The sequence below is a fragment of the Paraburkholderia acidicola genome (assembly GCF_002362315.1).
GTDB classification, from domain to species: Bacteria; Pseudomonadota; Gammaproteobacteria; order Burkholderiales; family Burkholderiaceae; genus Paraburkholderia; species Paraburkholderia acidicola.
This window is the reverse complement of the sequence record NZ_MTZV01000001.1, coordinates 379755-400923: the sequence shown is the minus strand read 5'-3', so window position 1 is coordinate 400923 and position 21169 is coordinate 379755. Positions and strand designations below refer to the sequence as shown.

The 21169-nt window shown below is 62.8% G+C and carries 20 protein-coding genes; 13 read left to right on the top strand and 7 right to left on the bottom strand.

Going from position 1 to position 21169, the window contains the following annotated elements; translation table 11 throughout:
- The first annotated feature begins 28 nt into the window (after positions 1–28).
- Genes BWP39_RS01420 through BWP39_RS01405 form a run of 4 tightly spaced genes read left to right on the top strand, consistent with a single transcriptional unit; the run spans position 29 to position 4864 of the window.
- A complete protein-coding gene (locus tag BWP39_RS01420; RefSeq protein ID WP_096716592.1) occupies positions 29–1606 on the top strand; it encodes an ABC transporter ATP-binding protein in 1578 nt (525 codons plus the stop codon).
- A 52-nt stretch (positions 1607–1658) separates the two neighbouring features.
- On the top strand, positions 1659–2765 hold the full coding sequence (locus BWP39_RS01415) for an ABC transporter permease (protein WP_096716591.1): 1107 nt from the start codon (positions 1659–1661) through the stop codon (positions 2763–2765).
- Positions 2766–2784: 19 nt separating this feature from the next.
- On the top strand, positions 2785–3714 hold the full coding sequence (locus BWP39_RS01410; RefSeq protein ID WP_096716590.1) for an ABC transporter permease: 930 nt from the start codon (positions 2785–2787) through the stop codon (positions 3712–3714).
- A gap of 55 nt (positions 3715–3769) precedes the next feature.
- Positions 3770–4864 (top strand): BMP family ABC transporter substrate-binding protein, encoded by a 1095-nt coding sequence (locus BWP39_RS01405; protein WP_096716589.1) that lies wholly within the window; start codon positions 3770–3772, stop codon positions 4862–4864.
- A gap of 40 nt (positions 4865–4904) precedes the next feature.
- Here BWP39_RS01405 and BWP39_RS01400 read toward each other — a convergent pair whose 3' ends face one another.
- Complete coding sequence (locus BWP39_RS01400) at positions 4905–5471, bottom strand: YdcF family protein (RefSeq protein ID WP_096716588.1); 567 nt, start codon at positions 5469–5471, stop codon at positions 4905–4907.
- Between the two features lie 259 nt (positions 5472–5730).
- Between BWP39_RS01400 and BWP39_RS01395 the strand changes: the two genes are divergently transcribed.
- Positions 5731–7323 (top strand): ABC-F family ATPase, encoded by a 1593-nt coding sequence (locus BWP39_RS01395; protein WP_096716587.1) that lies wholly within the window; start codon positions 5731–5733, stop codon positions 7321–7323.
- A gap of 15 nt (positions 7324–7338) precedes the next feature.
- A complete protein-coding gene (locus BWP39_RS01390; protein ID WP_096716586.1) occupies positions 7339–7644 on the top strand; it encodes a HigA family addiction module antitoxin in 306 nt (101 codons plus the stop codon).
- A 90-nt stretch (positions 7645–7734) separates the two neighbouring features.
- Here the strand turns inward: BWP39_RS01390 and BWP39_RS01385 are convergent, their stop codons facing one another.
- Together BWP39_RS01385 and BWP39_RS01380 are read right to left on the bottom strand one after the other, a co-directional pair.
- Positions 7735–7938, bottom strand: a complete 204-nt coding sequence (locus tag BWP39_RS01385; RefSeq protein ID WP_096716585.1) for a DUF1289 domain-containing protein — start codon at positions 7936–7938, stop codon at positions 7735–7737.
- A 92-nt stretch (positions 7939–8030) separates the two neighbouring features.
- Positions 8031–9335 carry an Nramp family divalent metal transporter gene (locus tag BWP39_RS01380; RefSeq protein WP_096716584.1) on the bottom strand — a complete coding sequence of 435 codons (1305 nt, stop codon included), beginning with the start codon at positions 9333–9335 and terminating at the stop codon, positions 8031–8033.
- 519 nt (positions 9336–9854) lie between these two features.
- Here BWP39_RS01380 and BWP39_RS01375 point away from each other — a divergent pair.
- The 5 genes from BWP39_RS01375 to BWP39_RS01355 all read left to right on the top strand — a co-directional run bounded on the left by BWP39_RS01375 (position 9855) and on the right by BWP39_RS01355 (position 14355).
- Positions 9855–10955, top strand: coding sequence for a polyamine ABC transporter substrate-binding protein (locus BWP39_RS01375; protein WP_096716583.1), 1101 nt, complete (start codon positions 9855–9857; stop codon positions 10953–10955).
- Positions 10956–11059: 104 nt separating this feature from the next.
- Positions 11060–12214 carry an ABC transporter ATP-binding protein gene (locus BWP39_RS01370; RefSeq protein ID WP_170043818.1) on the top strand — a complete coding sequence of 385 codons (1155 nt, stop codon included), beginning with the start codon at positions 11060–11062 and terminating at the stop codon, positions 12212–12214.
- On the top strand, positions 12211–13143 hold the full coding sequence (locus BWP39_RS01365) for an ABC transporter permease subunit (RefSeq protein WP_096716582.1): 933 nt from the start codon (positions 12211–12213) through the stop codon (positions 13141–13143). The genes BWP39_RS01370 and BWP39_RS01365 overlap by 4 nt, the downstream gene beginning before the upstream one ends.
- Positions 13140–13964, top strand: a complete 825-nt coding sequence (locus BWP39_RS01360; RefSeq protein ID WP_096716581.1) for an ABC transporter permease subunit — start codon at positions 13140–13142, stop codon at positions 13962–13964. The genes BWP39_RS01365 and BWP39_RS01360 overlap by 4 nt, the downstream gene beginning before the upstream one ends.
- A gap of 4 nt (positions 13965–13968) precedes the next feature.
- Positions 13969–14355 (top strand): VOC family protein, encoded by a 387-nt coding sequence (locus BWP39_RS01355; protein ID WP_096716580.1) that lies wholly within the window; start codon positions 13969–13971, stop codon positions 14353–14355.
- A gap of 55 nt (positions 14356–14410) precedes the next feature.
- On the opposite strand, the gene BWP39_RS01350 is transcribed toward BWP39_RS01355, so the two are convergent.
- Positions 14411–15823, bottom strand: a complete 1413-nt coding sequence (locus BWP39_RS01350) for a methyl-accepting chemotaxis protein (RefSeq protein WP_096716579.1) — start codon at positions 15821–15823, stop codon at positions 14411–14413.
- Between the two features lie 466 nt (positions 15824–16289).
- On the opposite strand from BWP39_RS01350, the gene BWP39_RS01345 reads away from it, so the two are divergent.
- Positions 16290–17057 carry a class I SAM-dependent methyltransferase gene (locus BWP39_RS01345; RefSeq protein WP_096716578.1) on the top strand — a complete coding sequence of 256 codons (768 nt, stop codon included), beginning with the start codon at positions 16290–16292 and terminating at the stop codon, positions 17055–17057.
- Positions 17058–17092: 35 nt separating this feature from the next.
- Here the strand turns inward: BWP39_RS01345 and BWP39_RS01340 are convergent, their stop codons facing one another.
- Complete coding sequence (locus tag BWP39_RS01340; protein WP_096716577.1) at positions 17093–18058, bottom strand: alpha/beta fold hydrolase; 966 nt, start codon at positions 18056–18058, stop codon at positions 17093–17095.
- A gap of 161 nt (positions 18059–18219) precedes the next feature.
- On the opposite strand from BWP39_RS01340, the gene BWP39_RS01335 reads away from it, so the two are divergent.
- A complete protein-coding gene (locus BWP39_RS01335) occupies positions 18220–18897 on the top strand; it encodes a TetR family transcriptional regulator (RefSeq protein ID WP_096716576.1) in 678 nt (225 codons plus the stop codon).
- Positions 18898–19016: 119 nt separating this feature from the next.
- Here the strand turns inward: BWP39_RS01335 and BWP39_RS01330 are convergent, their stop codons facing one another.
- Positions 19017–20186, bottom strand: coding sequence for a tetratricopeptide repeat protein (locus tag BWP39_RS01330; RefSeq protein ID WP_096716575.1), 1170 nt, complete (start codon positions 20184–20186; stop codon positions 19017–19019).
- Positions 20187–20307: 121 nt separating this feature from the next.
- Positions 20308–20988 carry a PspA/IM30 family protein gene (locus BWP39_RS01325; protein ID WP_091013517.1) on the bottom strand — a complete coding sequence of 227 codons (681 nt, stop codon included), beginning with the start codon at positions 20986–20988 and terminating at the stop codon, positions 20308–20310.
- Between the last annotated feature and the right edge of the window lie 181 nt (positions 20989–21169).

Here is a 21169-nt window from a genome sequence, read left to right as displayed (position 1 = left end):
ACGGCGTATCGATGCACTACGGAATCCCATGGACGACTCTTCCCCTGCTTCATCTTCCGCACCGCGGCTTGCGCTCACGGGCATCAGCAAGCAGTACCCGGCCGTGCGCGCCAACGACGACGTCGCGCTCACCGTCGCCGCCGGCGAGATCCACGCGGTGCTCGGCGAGAACGGCGCGGGCAAGAGCACGCTGATGAAGATCATCTACGGCGCGGTGCGTCCCGATGCCGGCGAGATCCGCTGGGAAGGCGAAACCGTCGAGATCGCGAGTCCGGCGGCGGCGCGCAAACTCGGCATCGGCATGGTGTTCCAGCACTTCTCGCTGTTCGAGACACTGACGGTCGGCGAGAACATCGCACTCGCGCTCGATGAGCCATTCGACCTGAAGACCTTAGGCAAACGCATCCGCGAAGTCTCCGCCGACTACGGCCTCGATATCGATCCGCAGCGTCACGTGCATAGCCTGACGGTGGGCGAGCGGCAGCGCGTCGAGATCGTGCGCTGTCTGCTGCAGAACCCGCGTCTGCTAATCATGGACGAACCGACCTCGGTGTTGACGCCGCAGGCGGTGCGCAAGCTGTTTGAGACGCTGCGGCGGCTGGCGGCCGAAGGCTGCAGCATCCTCTACATCAGTCACAAGCTCGACGAAATCCAGGCGCTGTGCGACAGCGCGACGGTGATGCGCGGGGGCCGCGTAACGGGCCGCGTGACGCCGCGTGATGAAACACATGCATCGCTTGCACAACTGATGGTCGGTCATTCGTTGCCCGATTACACGCGCCGTGCGCACACGCCGGGCAACGTGCTGCTCGAGGTGCGGCAGCTCTCTGTGGCGAGCGCCGATCCGTTCGGCACGTCGCTCGACGACGTGTCGTTTGCTGTGCACGGCGGCGAGATCTTCGGCATGGCGGGTGTGTCGGGCAACGGCCAGGCTGAACTGCTCGCCGCGCTGTCGGGCGAAACGCGTAGTTCGCAACCGGATGTGATCGAGATATGCGGTCAGCCTGCAGGGAGACTCGGCGCAGGCGCCCGGCGCGCGCTCGGCTTCGCGTTCGTGCCCGAAGAGCGGCTCGGGCGCGGCGCCGTGCCGGCGTTGTCGCTCGCGGAAAACGCGCTGCTCACCGCGCATCGCGAGAAGATGGTCCGTTCGGGCTGGATCGATGCGCGCGCAATGAAAGCGTTCGCGCAGCGTTGCATCGCGGCGTTCGACGTGCGCTGCGGCGGGCCCGATGCGCTTGCGCAAAGTCTGTCGGGCGGCAACCTGCAGAAGTACATCGTCGGCCGCGAGATGCTCCAGGCGCCGAAGGTGCTGGTTGTTGCGCAGCCCACGTGGGGCGTCGACGTCGGCGCGGCGGCGTTCATCCGTCAGCAGTTGCTCGATCTGTCGGCGAGCGGCGTGGCGATCCTCGTGATCTCCGAAGAGCTCGAAGAACTATTCGACATCTGCGACCGCGTGGCCGTGCTTGCGCGCGGACGTCTTTCGCCGGTGCGCCGGTGCGGCGACACGAATGCCGAAGAGATCGGTCGCTGGATGGCCGGCCTGTTTGGCGAGCGCGACAGCGCAACCTTGCCGCCGTCACCGCCCGGCGAACCGGCGCACGCATGACGCCGCATATGCAAGTACAGACAGATAACGACACGCTCACCACTCCGACCACATGATCCTTCCGTATCGACTCGAAGCGCGCACCTCGCCGTCCCGCGCGATGCAGCTCGCCGTCCCACTGATCGCCGCACTGCTGACGCTCGTGATCGGCTTTCTGATTTTCGGCCTGGTAGGCCGCGACCCGCTGCAGGCGATGCACGCGTTCTTTATCGAACCGCTGTCGAGCATCAACGGCTGGACCGAACTGCTGCTAAAGGCGTCGCCGTTGTGTCTGATCGGTCTCGGTCTTGCGATCGGTTATCGCGCGAACGTCTGGAACATCGGCGCGGAAGGGCAGATGCTGCTCGGCGGGATTGCCGCGAGCGGCGTCGCGATCTACTTCGATCAGGCGAGCGGCTGGTGGATCCTGCCGACGATGATGCTTGCGGGCGTGCTAGGCGGTATGGCATGGGCCGCGATTCCCGCGCTGCTGAAGAGCCGCTTCAACACCAATGAAATCCTCACGAGCCTGATGCTCACGTACGTCGCCACACAACTGCTGATCTATCTGGTGAGCGGTCCGTGGCGCGATCCGCAAGGGATGAATTTTCCGCTGTCGGAGATGTTCTCCGGCGACGCGCTCTATCCGACCTTCGCCGGCGACTGGCACTGGAAATTTCTGCGCGGCACGCGGCTCAACGCGTCGATCTTCGTCACGCTGATCGCGATTCCGTTGGTGTGGCTCTTCATGCGCAAGAGCTTTGCGGGCTTCCGCATGAACGTCGGCGGTCTTGCGCCGCTGGCCGCACGTTATGCCGGCTTCTCGGATCGCCGCACGATCTGGACGTCGTTGCTGATCAGCGGTGGCCTAGCGGGGTTGGCCGGCATGGGCGAGATCGCCGGGCCGATCGGGCAGTTGCAGGCGACGTGGTCGCCGGGCTATGGCTTCACGGCGATCATCGTCGTGTTCGTCGGCCGGCTGCATCCGTTCGGTATCGTGCTGGCCAGCCTGTTGATGGCGCTGCTGTACCTCGGCGGCGAAGCGGTGCAGACGTCGATGCAACTGCCGCAGGCGCTCTCTGGCGTGTTCCAGGGGTTGCTGCTGTTCTGCCTGCTCGGTGCCGACCTGTTTGTGAATTACCGCGTACGCCGCCGCCATACGGCGACTCACGCCCACTGATTTTTCCAACACGACTCTCATGGATATCCAGCAAGCCAGTGCATTGACTTCGAGCGCCGTGACCGCGGCCATTCCGCTGATGTTCGCCGGCGCGGGCGAACTCGTCGTGGAGAAGTCGGGGGTGCTCAACCTTGGCGTTGAGGGGATGATGCTGATGGGCGCGGTAAGCGGCTACGCGGTCACGGCGATTACGGGCAACCCGTGGCTCGGCGTGATCGCCGCGATCGCGGCAGGCGTCGCCATGTCGCTGCTATTCGCGTTTCTCACACTGACGATGATGGCCAACCAGGTCGCAACCGGCCTGTCGCTGACGATCTTCGGTATCGGTTTGTCCGCGTATGTCGGCAAGCCGTATACGTCTGCAGCCGTGCGCGTGACGATCGATGCGTGGCCGATTCCGCTGCTCTCGAAGATTCCTGTGCTCGGGCCCGCGTTTTTCAGCCTGACGCCGCTCGATTACCTCGCGTTCGCGATGTTCGCCGTGATCGGCTGGTTCCTGTACCGCACGCGAGCGGGTCTCGTGTTGCGCTCGGTCGGGGAGTCGCCGCAGGTCGCGCATTCGGTGGGCTTTCCGGTGGTCGGTGTGCGCTACGGGGCGGTGCTGTTCGGCGGCGGTATGGCGGGGCTCGCGGGCGGCTATTACTCGATCGTCAATCTGCATCTGTGGCAGGAGCAGCTCACGTCAGGACGCGGCTGGATCGCGCTCGCGCTCGTCGTGTTTGCGACGTGGCGCCCGGGGCGTCTGCTGATCGGTGCGCTGCTATTCGGTGCTGTAACGGGCCTGCAGTTCTACGCCCAGGCGATCGGCGTGCCCGTGCCGACGCAGTTTCTCGCGATGCTGCCGTACCTCGCGACGATCGTCGTGCTGGTGCTGATCTCGCGCAATCCGAACACGATCCGGCTGAATGCGCCGGCTTCGCTCGGCAAACCGTTTTTCGCCGCAGGCTGAGTGCTTCTGAATAACGACTAACTCGACAATGAACGACATCACTGGAGAAAACACAATGAGAAGAAAACTACTCACTGCCTGCGTACTCGCTGCGGCCTCGATAGGTCTCGGCGCAACGCTTGCACAACAACCGGCACAGGCCGCGGACGCACCCGGCGTCGCCTTCGTCTATCTGGGCAACCCGGGCGACGCCGGCTGGACCTTCGCCCACGATCAGGGCTCGAAAGAAGCCGAAGCGCAGTTCGGCAACAAGATCAAGATCACGCGGATCGAGAACGTGCCCGAATCCGCCGACTCCGAACGCGTCTTCCGCGATCTCGCGAACAAGGGCAACAAGATCATCATCGGTTCGAGCTTCGGCTACCAGGACTTCGAACTGAAGGTCGCGAAGGACTTCCCCGACACCGTGTTCCTGCACGCGACCGGCTACAAGAAAGCCGCGAACTTCGGCACCTATGACGTGCGCATGTACCAGGGCGCGTATCTCGCAGGCGTCGCGGCCGGCTATGTGACGAAGACCAACACGCTTGGTTTCGTCGCGTCGGTGCCGATTCCCGAGGTGGTCCGCAACATCAATGCGTACACGCTTGGCGCGCGCTCCGTGAATCCGAAGGTGCATACGAAGGTGATCTGGATCAACAGCTGGTTCGATCCGGGCAAGGAAAAACAGGCCGCCGAAACGCTGATCGGGCAGGGCGCCGACGTGTTGCTGCAGAACACCGATTCGAGCGCGACGCTGGCCACCGCGTCGGAGAAGCACGTGCATGCGTTCGGCTGGGACTCGGACATGAAGAAGTTCGGTCCTGACGCACATCTCGGCTCGGTGGTCGGGCATTGGGGCGTGTATTACACGGCGGTGATCCAGCAGGTGCTCGATGGCAAGTGGAAGAACGATCCGGTGTGGTGGGGCATTCCGCAGAAGGCCGTCAATCTTGAAGACCTGAACACCGGGGTCCTCTCCGCGGCTGCGCAGAAGGACGTCGAAGCGAAGCGTGCGCAACTGGCGAGCGCGAAGTGGGACGTGTTCACCGGTCCGATCAAGGATCAGACCGGCGCGGTGAAGGTTCCGGCGGGCAAGACGCTGGCCGATGCGGAACTGCAGCGGCTTAACTGGTATGTCGAGGGTGTCGACGGCGTACTGCCGAAGTAATCCCGGCAGACCCTTCGGGGAGCATCGCCCGCGCGTGGATCTAGCTCGGGCGGATGCTGTACCAGAAGTAGGCGGGGACTTCGCGCGCCACGGAATAGATATCGCGGAGTTCCCAGAACCGCGGATACGTGCCGCTTACTTCGCGTATGCCGACGCGCCTGAGAGCCAGCGTCGCTCTCGGCAGGTGGAAGTATTGCGTCACCACGACCGCGCTGAACAGTCCCCGGCTGCGCATGAAGGCGCTTGCGTGACGGGCGGTGCTCCACGTATCGCCGCCCGTGCTGTCGACCACGATCTTGTCAGGCGGCACGCCGTGTCCTACCAGGTAGGCTCGCATGGCCAGCGCCTCATTCGTGCCCGATGGATCGATACCGCCGCTCACGAACAGCAGCCTGCACTGGTTTTGCTGATAGCACTGGAGCGCCGTGTCCAGCCTCGCCGCGAGCCTCGGTGATGGGGCGCCGTCGCGCTGCACCGCGTTGCCCAGCACGACGCCGACATCGGATGGCTGGGCGCGCGTGAGCAATCCCGCTGAAGCCAGCACAATGCCCGCGAGCAGCCATAGGCAAACGACGATACCCAGCGCTCTCCGGATTCTTGCAGGCATGGGCCTGAGTGTTGTCCTGGTGTGGTTCATGGCTGTCACCACCAGGTCATCGGGCTGGCCGATCGTTCGGCCGTGTGTGCGGGATGGGTTTTCATACTTGAACTTGATTGAGCCGTCGTCATTTCCATATTTCAGATGATGTGGGGTATCGCCCAGGCGCTGGCAGCGGTGAACCGGGCTGCCGACCAACCTGAACCGTTCACGAGAACCTGCTAAAATACCCGGTTTTTCGCCGTACTACCTTTCAAAGGGACGCGCTGTGCTGTCTACCGCCAACATCACCATGCAATTCGGGCCGAAGCCCCTCTTCGAGAACATCTCGGTCAAATTCGGGGAAGGGAACCGCTATGGCCTGATCGGGGCGAACGGCTGCGGCAAGTCCACGTTCATGAAGATCCTCGGCAGCGACCTGGAGCCGAGTTCGGGCACCGTGATGCTCGAACCCAATATCCGCCTCGGCAAGCTGCGCCAGGACCAGTTCGCCTACGAAGACGTACGGGTACTCGACGTCGTCATGATGGGCCACACCGAGATGTGGGCCGCGATGACCGAGCGCGACGCGATCTACGCGAACCCGGACGCCACCGACGACGACTACATGCACGCCGCCGAACTCGAAGCGAAGTTCTCCGAGTACGACGGCTACACGGCTGAAGCGCGCGCGGGCGAACTGCTGCTCGGCATTGGTATTGCCATCGATCTGCATAACGGCCCGATGAGCAACGTCGCGCCCGGCTGGAAACTGCGCGTGCTGCTCGCGCAGGCGCTGTTCTCGAAGCCCGATGTGCTGCTGCTCGACGAGCCGACCAACAACCTCGACATCAACTCGATCCGCTGGCTGGAAGACGTGCTCAACCAGTACAACTCGACGATGATCATCATCTCGCACGATCGACACTTCCTGAACCAGGTCTGCACGCACATGGCCGACATGGACTTCGGCACGCTGAAGGTCTATCCGGGCAACTACGACGACTACATGCTGGCGAGCACGCAGGCGCGCGAGCGTCAGCAGAACGCCAACGCGAAAGCGAAGGAACGCGTGGCCGACCTGCAGGACTTCGTGCGCCGCTTCTCGGCGAACAAGTCGAAGGCCCGTCAGGCCACTAGCCGCATGAAGATGATCGACAAGATCAAGATCGAGGAATTCAAGCCGTCGTCGCGGCAGAACCCGTTTATCCGCTTCGAGTACGAGAAGAAGCTGCATAACATCGCCGTCGTCGCGGAGAAGATCACCAAGAAATACGATCGCACGATCTTCAACAACTTCAGCATCAGCGTGCAGCCGGGCGAGCGCATCGCGATCATCGGTGAGAACGGTGCGGGCAAGACGACGCTGCTGCGCTCGCTGCGGGGCAACCTCAAGGTCGATCACGGCACGATCAAATGGGCCGAGAACGCGAACCTCGGTTACATGCCGCAGGACACCTACGAGGAATTCCCGAACGACGTCACGCTGATGGAGTGGATCGACGCCTATCGCAAGGAAGGCGACGACGAACAGTCAGTGCGCGGCACGCTCGGCCGGCTGCTGTTCAACGCGGACGATATCCGCAAGTCGGTGAAGGTGCTGTCGGGTGGCGAGAAGGGCCGCATGATCTGGGGCAAGCTCATGCTTGGTCGCCATAACGTGCTGCTGATGGACGAGCCGACCAACCACATGGACATGGAATCGATCGAGTCGCTGCAGATCGCGCTCGAAAAATACGAAGGTACGCTGATCTTCGTGTCGCACGATCGTGAGTTCGTGAACGGGTTGGCCAATCGCATCATCGAAGTGAAGACGGATGGTACGTTGAATGACTTTGGTGGGAACTACGAGGATTTCCTCGCGAGCCAGGGTGTGGAGTAAAGGCAACGGTCGTTTATGTCCCGAATGCACAATCCGTCGCATCTTGGGGCTTCGCTCCGGGAGGACATTCTCCCGGCGCTTGGTCTGACCGTCACGGAGGCCGCTGCCCAGCTTGGCGTAAGTCGCATGGCCCTGTCGCGCGTTCTGAATGAACGTGCGGCTATCTCGCCAGAAATGGCACTGCGCCTGGAAGCGTGGTTAGGTGTGGAGCGTGGTGGCCGTGCTGATTTGTGGCTTGCCGAGCAGACTAACTATGACCTGTGGCAAGCGAGGCAGCACGGTATTCCCGACGTGACGCCCGCCCCGAAAATTGCCGCATAACGACCAACTGCGAAGCGGCGGGTACGAACACAAATCCAGTCTGGACGCAGCAGCCCGGACGCCGACGCGAATGTCACCCGCGCAGCCACGTCACAGCTTGTCGTACTGAAACCGCATCGCCGTACCTTCGCGCTGGATGCGCTCCCACACCGCGCGTTTTTCTTCGTCGGTCATGAAGACCCAGTTCGATACTTCTCCCGCCGTCCGGCCGCAGCCCTTGCAGATTTCGTCGAAAAGCGTCGAGCAGACGCCGATGCAGGGGCTGTCGGGAAGTGCGTGAAGATTGGATGCCATCGGAGACCTTGAAGCTGGAAGCTGGAAGCGAAAAACGGGAACGTCCCGCTATGTTAACCGAAAGGGCGCGGGCGCCTGCGTGAGAGAACAGATCATGACCCCGTCACAACCTGCCACACCAGCACCCCGTTGAGCACGAGGATCGCAACCGCAGCCAGCCACGCGAGCAGCAGCGGCACACCGCGCACGCGCCAGTCGTGCATCAGCAGCGGATCGGACGCATAGCGGATCAGCGGTACCACGGCCAGCGGCAATTGCAGGCTCAGCACGACCTGGCTCGCCACGAGCAGCTGGTTCGAGCCATGCGGGCCGAACACCGCGACTGCGAGCAGCGCGGGCCCCATCGCGAGCGCCCGGGTCAGCAGCGCGCGTTGCCAGCGCGGCAGCTTCAGCCGCAAAAATCCCTCCATCACGACCTGGCCGGCCAGCGTTCCCGTCACCGTGGCGTTCAGCCCGCAGGCGAGCAGCGCCGCCGCGAACAGGATGCTGGCCCAGCGCGATCCGACGATCGGTGCAATCAGCCGGTGCGCATCGGCGAGGTCGGTCACATCGCGATGGCCGTTCGCGTAGAACACGGCGGCGGCGAGTATCAGCAGCGCCGCGTTGATCACGAACGCAAACGACAACGAGCCGAAAGTATCGAAGTTCACGCCGCGCAGCGCATGCGCGATTTCCGCCCGGGTGCCGCCGGGCGCATGTTGTTTGACGAGCGCCGAGTGCAGGTAAAGGTTGTGCGGCATCACGGTGGCGCCAAGAATCCCGGCCGCGAGCCAGACCATCCCGGCGTTGCGTAACAATTCCCCGCTCGGCACGCTGCCGGCGAGCGCCGCGTGCCAGTCCGGTCTCGCTAGCGCGAGCTCAACGACGAAGCACAACCCGACGAACAGGATCAGCAGGACGACGACCGCTTCGAGCGTGCGCCTGCCGTACTGTTGGAGCGCGAGCATCGCGAGCGTACCGACCGCCGATAACAGCACCCCGACAGTCAGCGACACGCCAAGCAGCAGTTGCAGCGCCACCGCGCTACCGACCACTTCGGCGACATCGCACGCGATGATCGCGATTTCGCTGGTGATCCACAGGAAGACCGTCGCCGCGCGGCTATTGCGCTCGCGGCAGAGCTGCGCCAGATCGCGCCCGGTGACGAGGCCGAGCCGTGACGAGATCCATTGCAGCAGCATCGCCATCAGGCTCGACAGCAGCACGACGCTGAGCAACTTGTAGCCGTAGCTCGCACCGCCCGCCAGCGCGGTCGCCCAGTTGCCCGGATCCATGTAGCCGACCGCGATCAGCGCTCCCGCCCCGACGAACGAAAACCAGTGCGCGGGCCGACCCGGCTCGCCGCCCTGAGTCGGGCGGCGGCGATTCGGACGCAGCGCAAACGGGTTGGTGTTCATCGCGGATCTTGGGCGGTACAGCCGGTAAGCCGGTTTGGCGCGGGCAGCGGGTCCGTCCGCGCGAGGTGTCGGGCGGACGGACCAAGCCTATTGTGCCCTTCAATTCGCCTGCAGACATCGATTACCCTGCCGCGCGTGCGTCAATATGCATTGGCGATAAACCGTCGGCGCGATATGGCGCGCAGGCCGCGTACCGCTCCGACGTGGTGTTATAGCGGGGGAGGTTTTTTTCCGGCTGGACACGCGCGCATAACCCGTTAAAATTGCGCCCGTTTTGCAGCGCGAGATTTGCGCGGCGAAGGCAAAAACCGGCACAGGCATGCAGCGGACCCAACAACCGCAGGCCGCACGCCCTGTACTGTTTGTGCGACAGGAAGGTTTTTTCTTTGGCGCGCGCTGCAATTAATGGTAGTTTTCGAATTTTTCAGGGATGCCGTGCGCGGGCGCGCGGTATCGATGGCGTAAGTGACGTAAGTCACCTAAGCGACCGGTTCGAGCCGGTCGGCAACGGAGAACAGGATGAAGAGACAGGTGATGGGCCAGCTGGCCGCGCTCGTATTGTGCGCGGCACCGTGGGTGACGGCAGCGGCGAAGGACACGCAGTTGAATGTGTACAACTGGTCGGATTACATCGCCAAGGACACCATCCCGAACTTCACCAAACAGACCGGCGTCAAGGTCCAGTACGACAACTACGACAGCGACGACACGCTGCAGGCCAAGCTCCTCACCGGCAACTCCGGCTACGACATCGTCGTGCCGACCAGCAACTACGCAGGCAAGCAGATCGCAGCGGGCATCTTCGCACCGCTCGACAAATCGAAGCTGCCGAACCTCAAGTATCTCGATCCCGCACTGATGGCGCTCGTCGCCGGCGCAGATCCGGGCAACCAGTTCTCGGTGCCGTGGGCGTACGGCACGACCGGCCTCGGCTACAACGTCACCAAAGCGCAGAAGCTGCTTGGCAGCAACGTGCCGCTCAACAGCTGGGACGTCCTGTTCAAGCCGGAGAATCTCGCGAAGCTGAAGACCTGCGGCGTGTCGCTGCTCGACGCACCGGACCAGGTGTTCGCCGCCGCGCTGCACTACATGGGCAAAGACCCGATGAGCACGAATCCGGACGACTACCGCGCCGCGCTCGCGATGATGAAGAAGATCCGTCCGTACGTGACGCAGTTCAACTCGTCGGGCTACATCAACGATCTGGTCGGTGGCGACATCTGCTTCGCGTACGGCTATTCGGGCGACGTGGTGATCGCGAAGCACCGGACGCTGGAAGCGAAGAAACCATATAAGGTCGAGTACTACATTCCGCAGGGCGGGGCGCCCGTGTGGTTCGACGTGATGGCGATTCCGAAGGATGCGAAGCACAAGGAAGCCGCGCTCGAATGGATCAACTACATCGAGACGCCGCAGGTGCACGCCGCGATCACGAACGCCGTCTACTACCCGAGTGCGAACGCCGAAGCGCGCAAGTACGTCGACAAGGACGTGGCGAACGATCCGGCCGTCTATCCGCCGCAAGATGTCGTCAAGACGCTGTTCCTGATGAAGCCGCTGCCGCCTGAAATCCAGCGTCTGCAGACACGGCTCTGGACCGAATTCAAGTCCGGCCGCTAATACAACGGATCGCAGGAAGCAACCACGCAACTCCTGAAGCCCTCGGTACTCACCGGGGGCTTTGTTCGTCAAACGCGGTAAGAAACAGGTAGAAGCAATCGATCATGAGTGACCAGTCGAGCTTGCCGGGCACGGCCGGCAGTGTCGTCGGTAGCGCCGCCGGGGGTGCCAACGATAATTTCGTGCAGATCGTCGACGTCGTGAAGAAATTCGGCGAGACGGTGGCCGTCAAAGAGGTCAACCTGTCCATCCGCAAGGGCGAGCTGTTCGCGCTGCTCGGCAGCTCGGGCTGCGGCAAGTCGACCCTGCTGCGGATGATGGCTGGTCTCGAGAGCGTCACGTCGGGCAAGATTTTGATCGATGGCGAAGACCTCGCGCAGTTGCCGCCGTACCGGCGGCCGGTCAACATGATGTTCCAGTCGTATGCGCTGTTTCCGCACATGACGGTCGAGTCGAATGTTGCCTTCGGCCTGAAGCAGGAAGGTGTCCCGAAAGCGGAACTGAAAGACCGCGTGCAGAGCGCGCTCGAACTCGTGCAGATGGCGCGCTATGCGAAGCGCAAACCGCATCAGCTGTCGGGCGGCCAGCAGCAACGTGCGGCGCTCGCGCGTTCGCTGGTGAAGCGGCCGAAGCTGCTGCTGCTCGACGAGCCGATGTCCGCGCTCGACAAACAGATCCGTCAGCGCACGCAGATCGAACTCGTCAACATTCTCGACAAGGTCGGCGTGACCTGCATGATGGTTACGCACGATCAGGAAGAGGCGATGACGATGGCCTCGCGCCTCGCAGTGATGAGCGAGGGCGAGATCATGCAGCTCGGCACGCCGCATGAAGTCTACGAATTTCCGAACTGTCGTTTCTCGGCGGAGTTCATCGGCTCGACGAATCTGTTCGACGGCAATGTCGTCGAGGATGAGCCCGACCACGTCTTCATCGAAACTGCCGATCTGCCGACCCGTCTGTACGTGAGCCACGGCATCACCGGGCCGCTTGGCATGCCGGTGACGATCTCGGTGCGTCCCGAGCGCATCGCGCTCACGCGCAAGCCGCCTGAGGGCACCTTTAACTGGGGTAAGGGCGTCGTCTCGAACATCGCCTACATGGGCGGCTATTCGCTGTATCACGTGAAGCTCGATGGCGGCAAGACGGTGATCGCGAACGTCACGAGCCTTGCGCTCTCGGAGATCGACTCGCCGACCTGGGGCGACGAGGTTTATGTGCGCTGGAGCGCGTCGGCTGGCGTGGTGCTGACATCATGAAGCGCGCACTCGATGCTTTCATGGCGTGGCCGGTGCGGCGCTTCAACCTGAAGGGCAGCACGGCCGTCGTGGCGGGCCCGTTCATCTGGTTGTTGCTATTCTTCCTCGTGCCGTTCCTGCTGGTCGTGAAGATCAGCTTCGCCGATCTGCGGCTCGGCATTCCGCCGTACACGGAACTGGTCACCTTGAAGGACGGGGTGGTCCAGTTCGCGTTCGACCTGTCGCACTACGCGTTCCTGCTGACCGACAGCCTGTACTTCGCGACCTATGTGAACTCGGTGGTGGTCGCGGGGATTTCGACGCTGCTGTGCCTGCTGCTCGGCTACCCGATGGCGTACTACATCGCGCGCTCGAACCCGGCCACACGCAACATCCTGATGATGGCGGTAATGCTGCCGTTCTGGACGTCGTTCCTGATCCGCGTGTACGCGTGGATCGGCATCCTGAAGAACAACGGCCTGTTGAACAATTTCCTGATGTCGATCGGTCTCATTCATACGCCGATCGAGCTGTATCACACGAACGCGGCCGTCTATATCGGCATGGTGTATTCGTACTTGCCGTTTCTCGTGATGCCGCTCTACGCGCACCTCGTCAAGATGGACATGACGCTGCTCGAAGCCGCCTACGATCTCGGTGCAAAACCGTGGAAAGCCTTCTGGCAGATCACGCTGCCGCTGTCGAGAAACGGTGTGATCGCCGGTTGCCTGCTGGTGTTCATTCCGGCGGTGGGCGAGTACGTGATCCCGGAACTGCTCGGCGGCGCGAATACGCTGATGATCGGCCGCGTCATGTGGAACGAGTTCTTCGATAATGCGGACTGGCCGATGGCGTCCGCGGTGACGTGTGCAATGGTGTTGCTGCTGCTGGTGCCGATGGCGCTCTTCCAGTATTCGCAGGCGAAGGAACTGGGAGATAAGCGTTCATGAAACCGAATCGCATCCTCCAGTTCATCGCGCTCGGGATCGGCTTTCTGTTCCTGTATGTGCCGATCGTCAGTCTCGTCGTCTATTCGTTTAACGAGTCGCAACTCGTCACCGTCTGGACGCGGTTTTCGACGCGCTGGTATGCCGCACTTTTGCAGGACGACGAGCTGATCGCGGCGGCGTGGCTGTCGCTGCGTATCGCGCTGCTGACTGCTTTCGCATCGGTGTTCATCGGCACGTGGGCCGGCTTCGTGATGGCGCGTATGGGCCGTTTTCGCGGTTTCACGCTGTACACGGGGATGATCAACGCACCGCTGGTGATCCCCGAGGTGATTCAGGGCATCTCGCTGTTGCTGCTGTTCATCGAAATGGAGAAGTGGTTTGGCTGGCCGGCGGGGCGCGGCATCTTCACGATCTGGATCGGCCACGTGATGCTGTGTATTTCCTACGTCGCGATCATCGTGCAGTCGCGTGTGCGTGAGCTGCATCCGTCGCTAGAAGAGGCTGCGCTCGATCTCGGCGCGACGCCGTTACGCGTGTTCTTCGCGATCACGCTGCCGCTGATTTCGCAGGCGTTGATCGCGGGCTGGCTGCTGTCGTTCACGCTGTCGATCGACGATCTCGTGCTGTCGGCGTTCCTGTCTGGGCCTGGTTCGACGACGTTGCCGCTGGTCGTGTTTTCACGTGTGCGGCTTGGGTTGAATCCGGAGATGAATGCGCTCGCGACGCTGTTTATCGGTGTCGTGACCGCTGGCGTGATCATCGCGAATCATTTCATGCAGCGGGCGGAGAAGCGGCGGATGGCGGAAGCCGTTGGAGTGTAGCGTTATGACGAATCTCAGAGTGGCACGCCCCGTCAGCGATCTCTCCAGGTCGGAGCGCATGTATTGCGCCGCGCTCAACCTCGTTGCGCTGGCGAGATTTCAGGACCATCAGGGATTCGACGGCGTGATGTTGGGGCGGCCTGGCATGGACTATCACTTCGAGTTCACGCAGTGCCGTGCGCATCCGGTTGCGCCGTCTCCGACGCACGAGGATCTGCTGGTGTTTTATGTGCCCGACAGCGAGGAGTGGCAATCGACGTGTGATCGGCTGATCGAAAGCGGATTCATCGGTGTGCCGTCGTTCAATCCGTATTGGGACGTGTCGGGGCGAACGTTCGAGGACCATGATGGTTATCGTGTGGTTCTGCAGAGGGCGGCGTGGTCTCTTTGATGTAATGACGGGAGCGACAGGCTTGTGCGTGAAGCCGGTCGCTCAAACTCCGCTGTTAAACCCTATACCCAATCCGCAATCCACCCCAATGCCGCCCACCGACAAAAATCGGCGCGGACACATCCTTCATCAGCACAAACGCATTCCCGCCCATGTCGCGCCGATACGTCTGCAGCAAAAAGCGCTTCGTATGCGTACCCGCGGCGCGTCCGGTGCGATCGTCGAAGAGTCGCCGGTTGCGGCAATGCGCCGCGTTCCACACCGGGTCCGCGCCCTGCGGTTGTGAGAACTTCAGGTTATGGGTCGGCAGGTAACCATGCGTATCGACGGCGGCGCAGAACGCGACGCGCGGATCGAGTGAAAGCAGCGGCTCCTGGATCGCAGGCAGCACGCGGTCGGTGAACATCGTGAAGCGCGTCATGAACTGCGGCGGATCGGTGCCGGGCATCGGCTCGTAGTGCGCATCGAACAGATCATCGAGTGCGATATCGCCGCGAGCCACGGCGGCCTCGAAGGTTTTGCCGATTTTCTCAGCAGCACGCTGGGCCGCTTCGATAAACGGCGTATCGGTCGTCTCGACGCCGGTTGCCGCGGTCAGTTCGATCAAGGTCTCGGATACGCCGAGCAGATTACCGAGCCGGTTTTTCGCCTGCACGAAATTCTCGCTCGAATCCTCGACACCGCCCGCCAGTTCCAGCACCTGCGCCTCGAGCCCGTTGCATTGCGTTTCGATCTCGCCGGTCAGCGTCGCGATCTGGCTCGCTTCGTCGTTGAGCTGCGTGATCGCGTGGCCAGTCGCATGAACGACATCGCCGATCATGCGCGTGCCTTCGCGCACGCGATGGGCGCGTTCGGTGTTGATCGAGCCCTCGGCGATCAACTGTTCGGTCTGTTGTGTGAGTTGGGCGAGCGTCGTTTCGATCTGGCCGGTCGCCTGCGCCGTTTTCGCCGACAGGTTCTTCACTTCGGCGGCGACCACGGCGAAGCTCTTGCCCGAATCGCCGGCTCGCGCCGCTTCGATTGCCGCATTGAGCGCGAGCAGATGGGTTTGCCGCGCGATCAGCGAAATCTCTTCCGACACGCGGCTCACATGCGCGAGCGCGGCGCGCAGCGCGCCGATCTGGCTTTCGATCACGGTGACGCCTTCCACGAGCCCGTGAATGTCCGCCAGCGATGTTTCGAGCGTCTGCTGCGACTGTTCGACGCTCGTCGCGGCCCGTGCGCTGACGCTGCGCATTTCGCGGGCGGCTTCGGCGATGCGGTGATTGCCCGCCATCGTTTGCGCCGCCGAGTCGCGCAATGCGCGGCACACGTGGGCCTGATTCTGGACGCGCGCGGCGACTTCATCGACGTGGCCGGACACATCGCAGATCTCGATGCCCAACGTGCCCGCCTGGGCGGCGATATCGCCGACTACGGTGCGCGAACGGGCGGGGTTGCGCAGACGCGAAAAACTGAAGCGCGGCATGACGGTGTCTCCTGATCGATCCCACGCGAGAGGGTCGCGGGATGGGCGGTAGCGGGGTCGTCGCCGTGCGGTGCTGTGCTGCACGAACGCCTCGCCTGCTGTCCGCGTTTACGGCGTTTGCGCGCAGAACTTGATACGGGATGTCCCGTGGCCGATATCATGCGGATTCACCGGCAGGGTTTCGCTTGCCTTGTTTTTACTCGCGCGTCGCATCAACACCGCATGCATCGATGATCGAAGGACTTTTCCGCGTCGGACTCTGGCACCAGCTTGTCCAGCTGTGGGAGCTGATCGTGCTCGTCTGCCGCTTTGTGTGGGATCTGCTGCGTTTTCTCGGCGGCGGATGAACGCTCGACGTCATGCATCGCGCGGTGAACTCGGGTAACGTGGGACGCAAGTCGCGCAACGCCGCTTACTTCAGCTACTCATTTCAGTCACTTACTTTCCGTTACGACAGGATCCCCCGATGAGTTTCGATTCCACCCAGCGCTTCACCGACCGCGTCGCGGACTACGTGAAATACCGGCCCACTTATCCGCGCGACGTCGTAGATTTTCTGCACGACGAATGCGGGGTAGCGGACGATGCGCGGGTGGCCGATATCGGCGCAGGGACCGGTATTTCGACGAAGCTGTTTCTCGATGCGGGCCATCCGGTCGTAGCAGTCGAGCCGAATCAGGCGATGCGTTCAGCCGCCGATGCATGGCTCGGTGGCGAAGCGTCGTACCGCAGCGTCGCCGGCACCGCCGAAGCCACGACGCTCGACGCAGGCAGCCTCGATCTGGTGATCGCGGGCCAGGCGTTCCACTGGTTTAATCCGGTGACGGTGCGCAACGAATTCGCACGCATTCTCACGACACAAGGGCGTGTCGCGCTGTTCTGGAACAGCCGCCTGCTAACCGGTTCGGTGTTTCTCGAAGAGTATGAGGCGCTGCTGCAACGCTACGGCGTCGACTATCAGGAAGTCGCCGATACCTATGGCGACGACGCGACGATGATCCGCTGGTTCGGTACGCGCTTCGTCGGCAACGGATGTTTCCCGAACGTGCAGCCACTCGATTTCGACGGATTGAAAGGGCGCCTGATGTCGTCGTCCTACGCGCCCAAGGAAGGGCACGCGAATCATGCGCCGTTGCTGGCTGCACTGCGCGATCTGTTCGAGCGCACCGAACAGCACGGCACGATCGAATTCAGGTACGACACTCGGGTTTACGTCGGCCGCGCTACGGACTAACGGTCGGCTAGCGTTCCGGGCAACGCCTGCGACACTCAGGCCGGCAGTACCGCCGTTTTCTCCACGAGAAACGCACGCAGGTCGCGCAGCACCTGCTCGGGCGCTTCCTCCATCGGCACGTGACCGAGCGTCGGGTACATGATCGACCGCGCGCCCGGAATGCGGTTCGTGAATTCCGCGGCGTGTGCAGGCGGAATCCAGCGGTCTTTTGCGCCCCACAGCACCAGCGTGGGCACATTGAGCGTCTTCATGGTATCGGTGTCGACTTCCTTGAAGTCGAGCGTCGGCACCATCTTGCCGATCGCGGTGCGCGCGCCTTCCGCATGGAAAAACTCGATATAGCGGCGCAGCGTTGTCGCCGACAGCTTGCGTGGATCGCCGTAGACATTGCGCACCGCGCTCTTGACGATCGGCTCCGGCAGCCACCAGGGCGAGCTTGCGCGGACCAGCGCGTAGTTGAACAGGTCGATGTAGATCGGCAGCTTCATCGGAAAGCCGGCCGAATCGATCAGCACGAGTTGCTCGACCGCTTCGCGATGCCGCACCGCGTAATCCCACGCAATCATGCCGCCGAGCGAATTGCCGATCAGCGTCGCACGGCTCACGCCAATCGCCTGCATGAACGTATCGATGAAACGCCGGTAGGTCGGCAGGTTCATGGTTTCGATGCCGCCCGACGCATTGCGTAGCGGTCCCGTCACACCGAACGGCGGCAGGTCGAGGCGAATGACGCGGTACTCGCGTGCGAGATCTCCGGCGATGCCATCCCATGTATGTAGCGAAGCGGCGAACCCGTGGATCATTACGAGCGTGCGCGGGCCCGTGCCCTGTTCGACGTAGTGCACGTCGCCGCCCATGATCTGCACGAACTTCGAGCCGCTTTGCGTGTAGCGGCTGCGCAGATCGGCGCGCGGCACACTGGTGATACCCAGCCGCGCGGCGAGCGAGCGGCGCGGCAGCGGAGCCGGCTGTGCGGGCGAGATGGATTCGAGGCTTGCCATGTGATGTGTCTCCCTGATCGGCGGCTGTTGCCGCCTCAGTGTTTACCGCAATGTCTACAGGTGTCTACCGCATCTGGCAGAGAGTAGACAACTGTACACATCCCGTCAAGATCGTTTAGAGTGCATGCATTCCGGCCTTCCGCGCCGTTTTGCAGGACGTCATGGAACTCGAATCCGGCATCGAACCCGAGCTTGATCTGGATCAGGAGCTTGCCCCGGGCAAGCGCAAGCTGATCGAAGCGGCGCTGCGGCTCACCGCTGGCGGCCGCGGCTTTGCCACGCTTGGCCTGCGCGAACTGGCTCGCGAGGCGGGGCTCAATCCGAACACGTTCTATCGCCATTTCGATACGCTCGATGCGCTCGCGCGCGAGGCGGTCAGCTGGGTGAGCCGGCGTCTACGGCCGATGCTGCGGCGCGAGCGCTGGCTCGCCGCACACGATGAACCGCTTAGCGTGCCGCGTCGCGCCAGCGCGGCGTTTTTTGCGTTCGCGCTCGACAATCGCGAGGCGTTTCTCAGTGCACTCGCCGAATATCACGGCACGTCGCCGGCGCTGCGCGAAGCGGTGCGTGCGAACCTCAACGAGGTCGCCGCCGAGATGGCCGACGACGTCGTGCAACTGGAGCTGATGCCGTCGCTGTCGCGCGCAACGATCGACGAAATCTGCACGCAGATCGTGCTGCAGCTGTTTCATCTGTCGCACGAGTACATCGTGAACGCGGTGAATCGCGAGGCGCTGGTCGACTATGCGGAGCGTTTCATCGTCCGGCTGTTTGCGGGTGCGATGGTGCTCGTGCAGCACGATCCGGCTGCGCCGGTGGCGGCTTCGGTGGTGTCATGAACCGGTAGCGTTACGCGCTGTGTATTGAAGCGCGTTGATGAAAAAGAAAAACACCCTGCGGGCAGCGCGCACGCAGGGTGTCGGAACAGCGGTACCGCGATGTTTGAAACGGTGATCGCTTAAGTATCGGACCAGCCGCCCGAATCGTCGTTGCTGCCCATATCGACGCCGCCACCTCCGCCACCACCGTCGTTCCAGTCGTTCGATCCCCGACCGAAATCGAGGCCGCCATTGTCGCCACCGGCGGCACGACGTCGTGCCTCTTCGTCGTCGACGATCACGTCACGTTCGACGACCCGGTCGCGGCCCGAATTCAGCGCTTCGCCGAGCAGCACACCGGTGAGCAGCCCGCCCATCCCACCACCGAAACCGCCACCTTGCTGAACGATGACCGGCGGTTGCTGTTGCGGATAGTAGGGCGGTTGTTCCTGCGAACGACCGAAGCGTTCATCCGCTTCGCGCGCGTACGGGGACTGGCCGGGTGCCGGTGCCGCACCGGCAGGGTAAGGATCAGGGCGGCCATCGGCGCGCGCTTTCAGGCTTTCTACGCGACGGTCGAGTTCGTCGAGCTGATAGGGCGGCACCGGGTTCTTGCCGTTCGATAGCGCTTCGACCTGCTCGCGCAATTGCCCTTCGACGCCTTCAACTTCTTTCTCGAGCACATCGTGTCCGGGCGCGGTAGACAGGCGCACGTCGAGCTTCAGCGAACGCACGGCATTCAACAGATCGGTGGCGCGTTTCAATTGCGTGCGGCGTTCGTCGTCGCTACGCGAATCGTCTTTCGAGCGTGCACGCCGCAGGGTCCAGCGCAGCACGAACGCAATCGCCGCTATGAGCAGGGCGATGCCGATCCACGAACCGGTCGAGGGGCCGTGACTTTGCGACGCCTGCGGCGCGAACGCCGTGTTTTGCTGCGCGAACGAGTTGCCGCCGGTGCTGTTCGTGGGCGCGCCGCCTGCGCGCTGCTCCGCGTTGCGGCGAATCCGCGCTTCGGTCTGTGCGAAACGCGTCGGATCGGTGAAGCGGATTTGCGGATCGAGTGCCTTCGCCTGCTGGATCTGCGCGAGCGCGTCGCCGGAGCGGCCTTCGCGATCGAGCACCTGACCGTACAGGTAGTGCGCGTGCGCATTGTTCGGATGCGCTTCGAGCACCTGCGTCAGCCCGCTATCGGCCTGCTGCCAGTTGCCCTGCGACATCGCCGATTCGATCTGCTGGACGCTCGGCACCGCGAACGCAGCGGTCGAAGCGAGCATCAGCGACAGACACGCTGCTGCGAGGAATTTCTTCATGATGCGGACCGGGCGGCTAGCCGCCCGTCTCCATGTGTCGATCGGAACCGGTGCAGGGCACCGGTGCCGATTTCATGCAAGATGGTTGCGCGGTAGTGCGATACCCGTCCTGCCAACCAGACTACTGCGCAGGCGTATTCAACTGCTTCTTCAGTGCTTCGAGACGGTCTTCGACGGACGGGCCGCGGTTCAGATCCGCGAGCTTGTCGTCGAGGGCCTTGCCGCTTTTCGTGTCGGCGGAATTAAGCCGTGCGTCGGAGCGCGCATTCGACAGCGCCACCTTGTCTTCGAGCTTCTGGAAATCTTCCGACAGATTCTTGCCGCCGATCCCACCGAGCGCGCTGGCCGCGACATCCTTGGCCTGGGCGATCTGCTGCTTGGCCTGCAGAATATTAGAGCGTGCATTCAGATCGTTACGGCGCTGACGCATGTCGTCGATCTGCTGCTTGAGCTGGTCGACGGAAGGTTCCAGCGTGGACAGTTCGCTCGCGAGCGCATTGCGTTCGGCTTCCGCGTTCGCCTGGGCACCGAGCGCTTCGCGCGCGAGGTTTTCATCGCCCGATTGCAGCGCGCGCTTCGCGCCGTCTTCGTACTTCTTCGCTTTGTCTGCGGCGACGTCGCGCTTGCTTTGCTGCGTGGCGACCTGCGCCTGAATCTCGATCAGCGAGTTTTCCGCTTTCGCGATGCTGTCGTCGAGTTCGCGAACGATCTGCCGCGAGTCGCGCGACGGGTCCTGCACGGAATCGGCAGCGTCGTTGAGAAGACCCTTGAGCGTGCGCGAAATGCTGTCAATAAGCGACATGAAACCCTCCATTGATTGAAAACGGCGCCAGGCGTCCAGCGCCAGCCTGCGCCGCGCGAAAAACGCGTGCTGCACAGGTTGTGCGCAGTGGCGCCGACCCGGACATCGGGGCGCTCGCGCGAATTGCAATAGTCTGGCCACGAATAAGCAGGTAACAACGCTATACGTCGTAAAAGATCCT

Excerpts from the sequence above, each read along its gene's own strand:
- BWP39_RS01390 (WP_096716586.1), top strand. The coding sequence starts at position 7,339 with ATGTCCCGAATGCACAATCCGTCGCATCTTGGGGCTTCGCTCCGGGAG.
- BWP39_RS01385 (WP_096716585.1), bottom strand. The coding sequence starts at position 7,938 with ATGGCATCCAATCTTCACGCACTTCCCGACAGCCCCTGCATCGGCGTC.
- BWP39_RS01415 (WP_096716591.1), top strand. The coding sequence starts at position 1,659 with ATGATCCTTCCGTATCGACTCGAAGCGCGCACCTCGCCGTCCCGCGCG.
- BWP39_RS01370 (WP_170043818.1), top strand. The coding sequence starts at position 11,060 with ATGAGTGACCAGTCGAGCTTGCCGGGCACGGCCGGCAGTGTCGTCGGT.
- BWP39_RS01365 (WP_096716582.1), top strand. The coding sequence starts at position 12,211 with ATGAAGCGCGCACTCGATGCTTTCATGGCGTGGCCGGTGCGGCGCTTC.
- BWP39_RS01420 (WP_096716592.1), top strand. The coding sequence starts at position 29 with ATGGACGACTCTTCCCCTGCTTCATCTTCCGCACCGCGGCTTGCGCTC.
- BWP39_RS01360 (WP_096716581.1), top strand. The coding sequence starts at position 13,140 with ATGAAACCGAATCGCATCCTCCAGTTCATCGCGCTCGGGATCGGCTTT.
- BWP39_RS01345 (WP_096716578.1), top strand. The coding sequence starts at position 16,290 with ATGAGTTTCGATTCCACCCAGCGCTTCACCGACCGCGTCGCGGACTAC.
- BWP39_RS01325 (WP_091013517.1), bottom strand. The coding sequence starts at position 20,988 with ATGTCGCTTATTGACAGCATTTCGCGCACGCTCAAGGGTCTTCTCAAC.
- BWP39_RS01355 (WP_096716580.1), top strand. The coding sequence starts at position 13,969 with ATGACGAATCTCAGAGTGGCACGCCCCGTCAGCGATCTCTCCAGGTCG.
- BWP39_RS01335 (WP_096716576.1), top strand. The coding sequence starts at position 18,220 with ATGGAACTCGAATCCGGCATCGAACCCGAGCTTGATCTGGATCAGGAG.
- BWP39_RS01380 (WP_096716584.1), bottom strand. The coding sequence starts at position 9,335 with ATGAACACCAACCCGTTTGCGCTGCGTCCGAATCGCCGCCGCCCGACT.
- BWP39_RS01410 (WP_096716590.1), top strand. The coding sequence starts at position 2,785 with ATGGATATCCAGCAAGCCAGTGCATTGACTTCGAGCGCCGTGACCGCG.
- BWP39_RS01350 (WP_096716579.1), bottom strand. The coding sequence starts at position 15,823 with ATGCCGCGCTTCAGTTTTTCGCGTCTGCGCAACCCCGCCCGTTCGCGC.
- BWP39_RS01400 (WP_096716588.1), bottom strand. The coding sequence starts at position 5,471 with ATGCCTGCAAGAATCCGGAGAGCGCTGGGTATCGTCGTTTGCCTATGG.
- BWP39_RS01340 (WP_096716577.1), bottom strand. The coding sequence starts at position 18,058 with ATGGCAAGCCTCGAATCCATCTCGCCCGCACAGCCGGCTCCGCTGCCG.
- BWP39_RS01375 (WP_096716583.1), top strand. The coding sequence starts at position 9,855 with ATGAAGAGACAGGTGATGGGCCAGCTGGCCGCGCTCGTATTGTGCGCG.
- BWP39_RS01405 (WP_096716589.1), top strand. The coding sequence starts at position 3,770 with ATGAGAAGAAAACTACTCACTGCCTGCGTACTCGCTGCGGCCTCGATA.
- BWP39_RS01330 (WP_096716575.1), bottom strand. The coding sequence starts at position 20,186 with ATGAAGAAATTCCTCGCAGCAGCGTGTCTGTCGCTGATGCTCGCTTCG.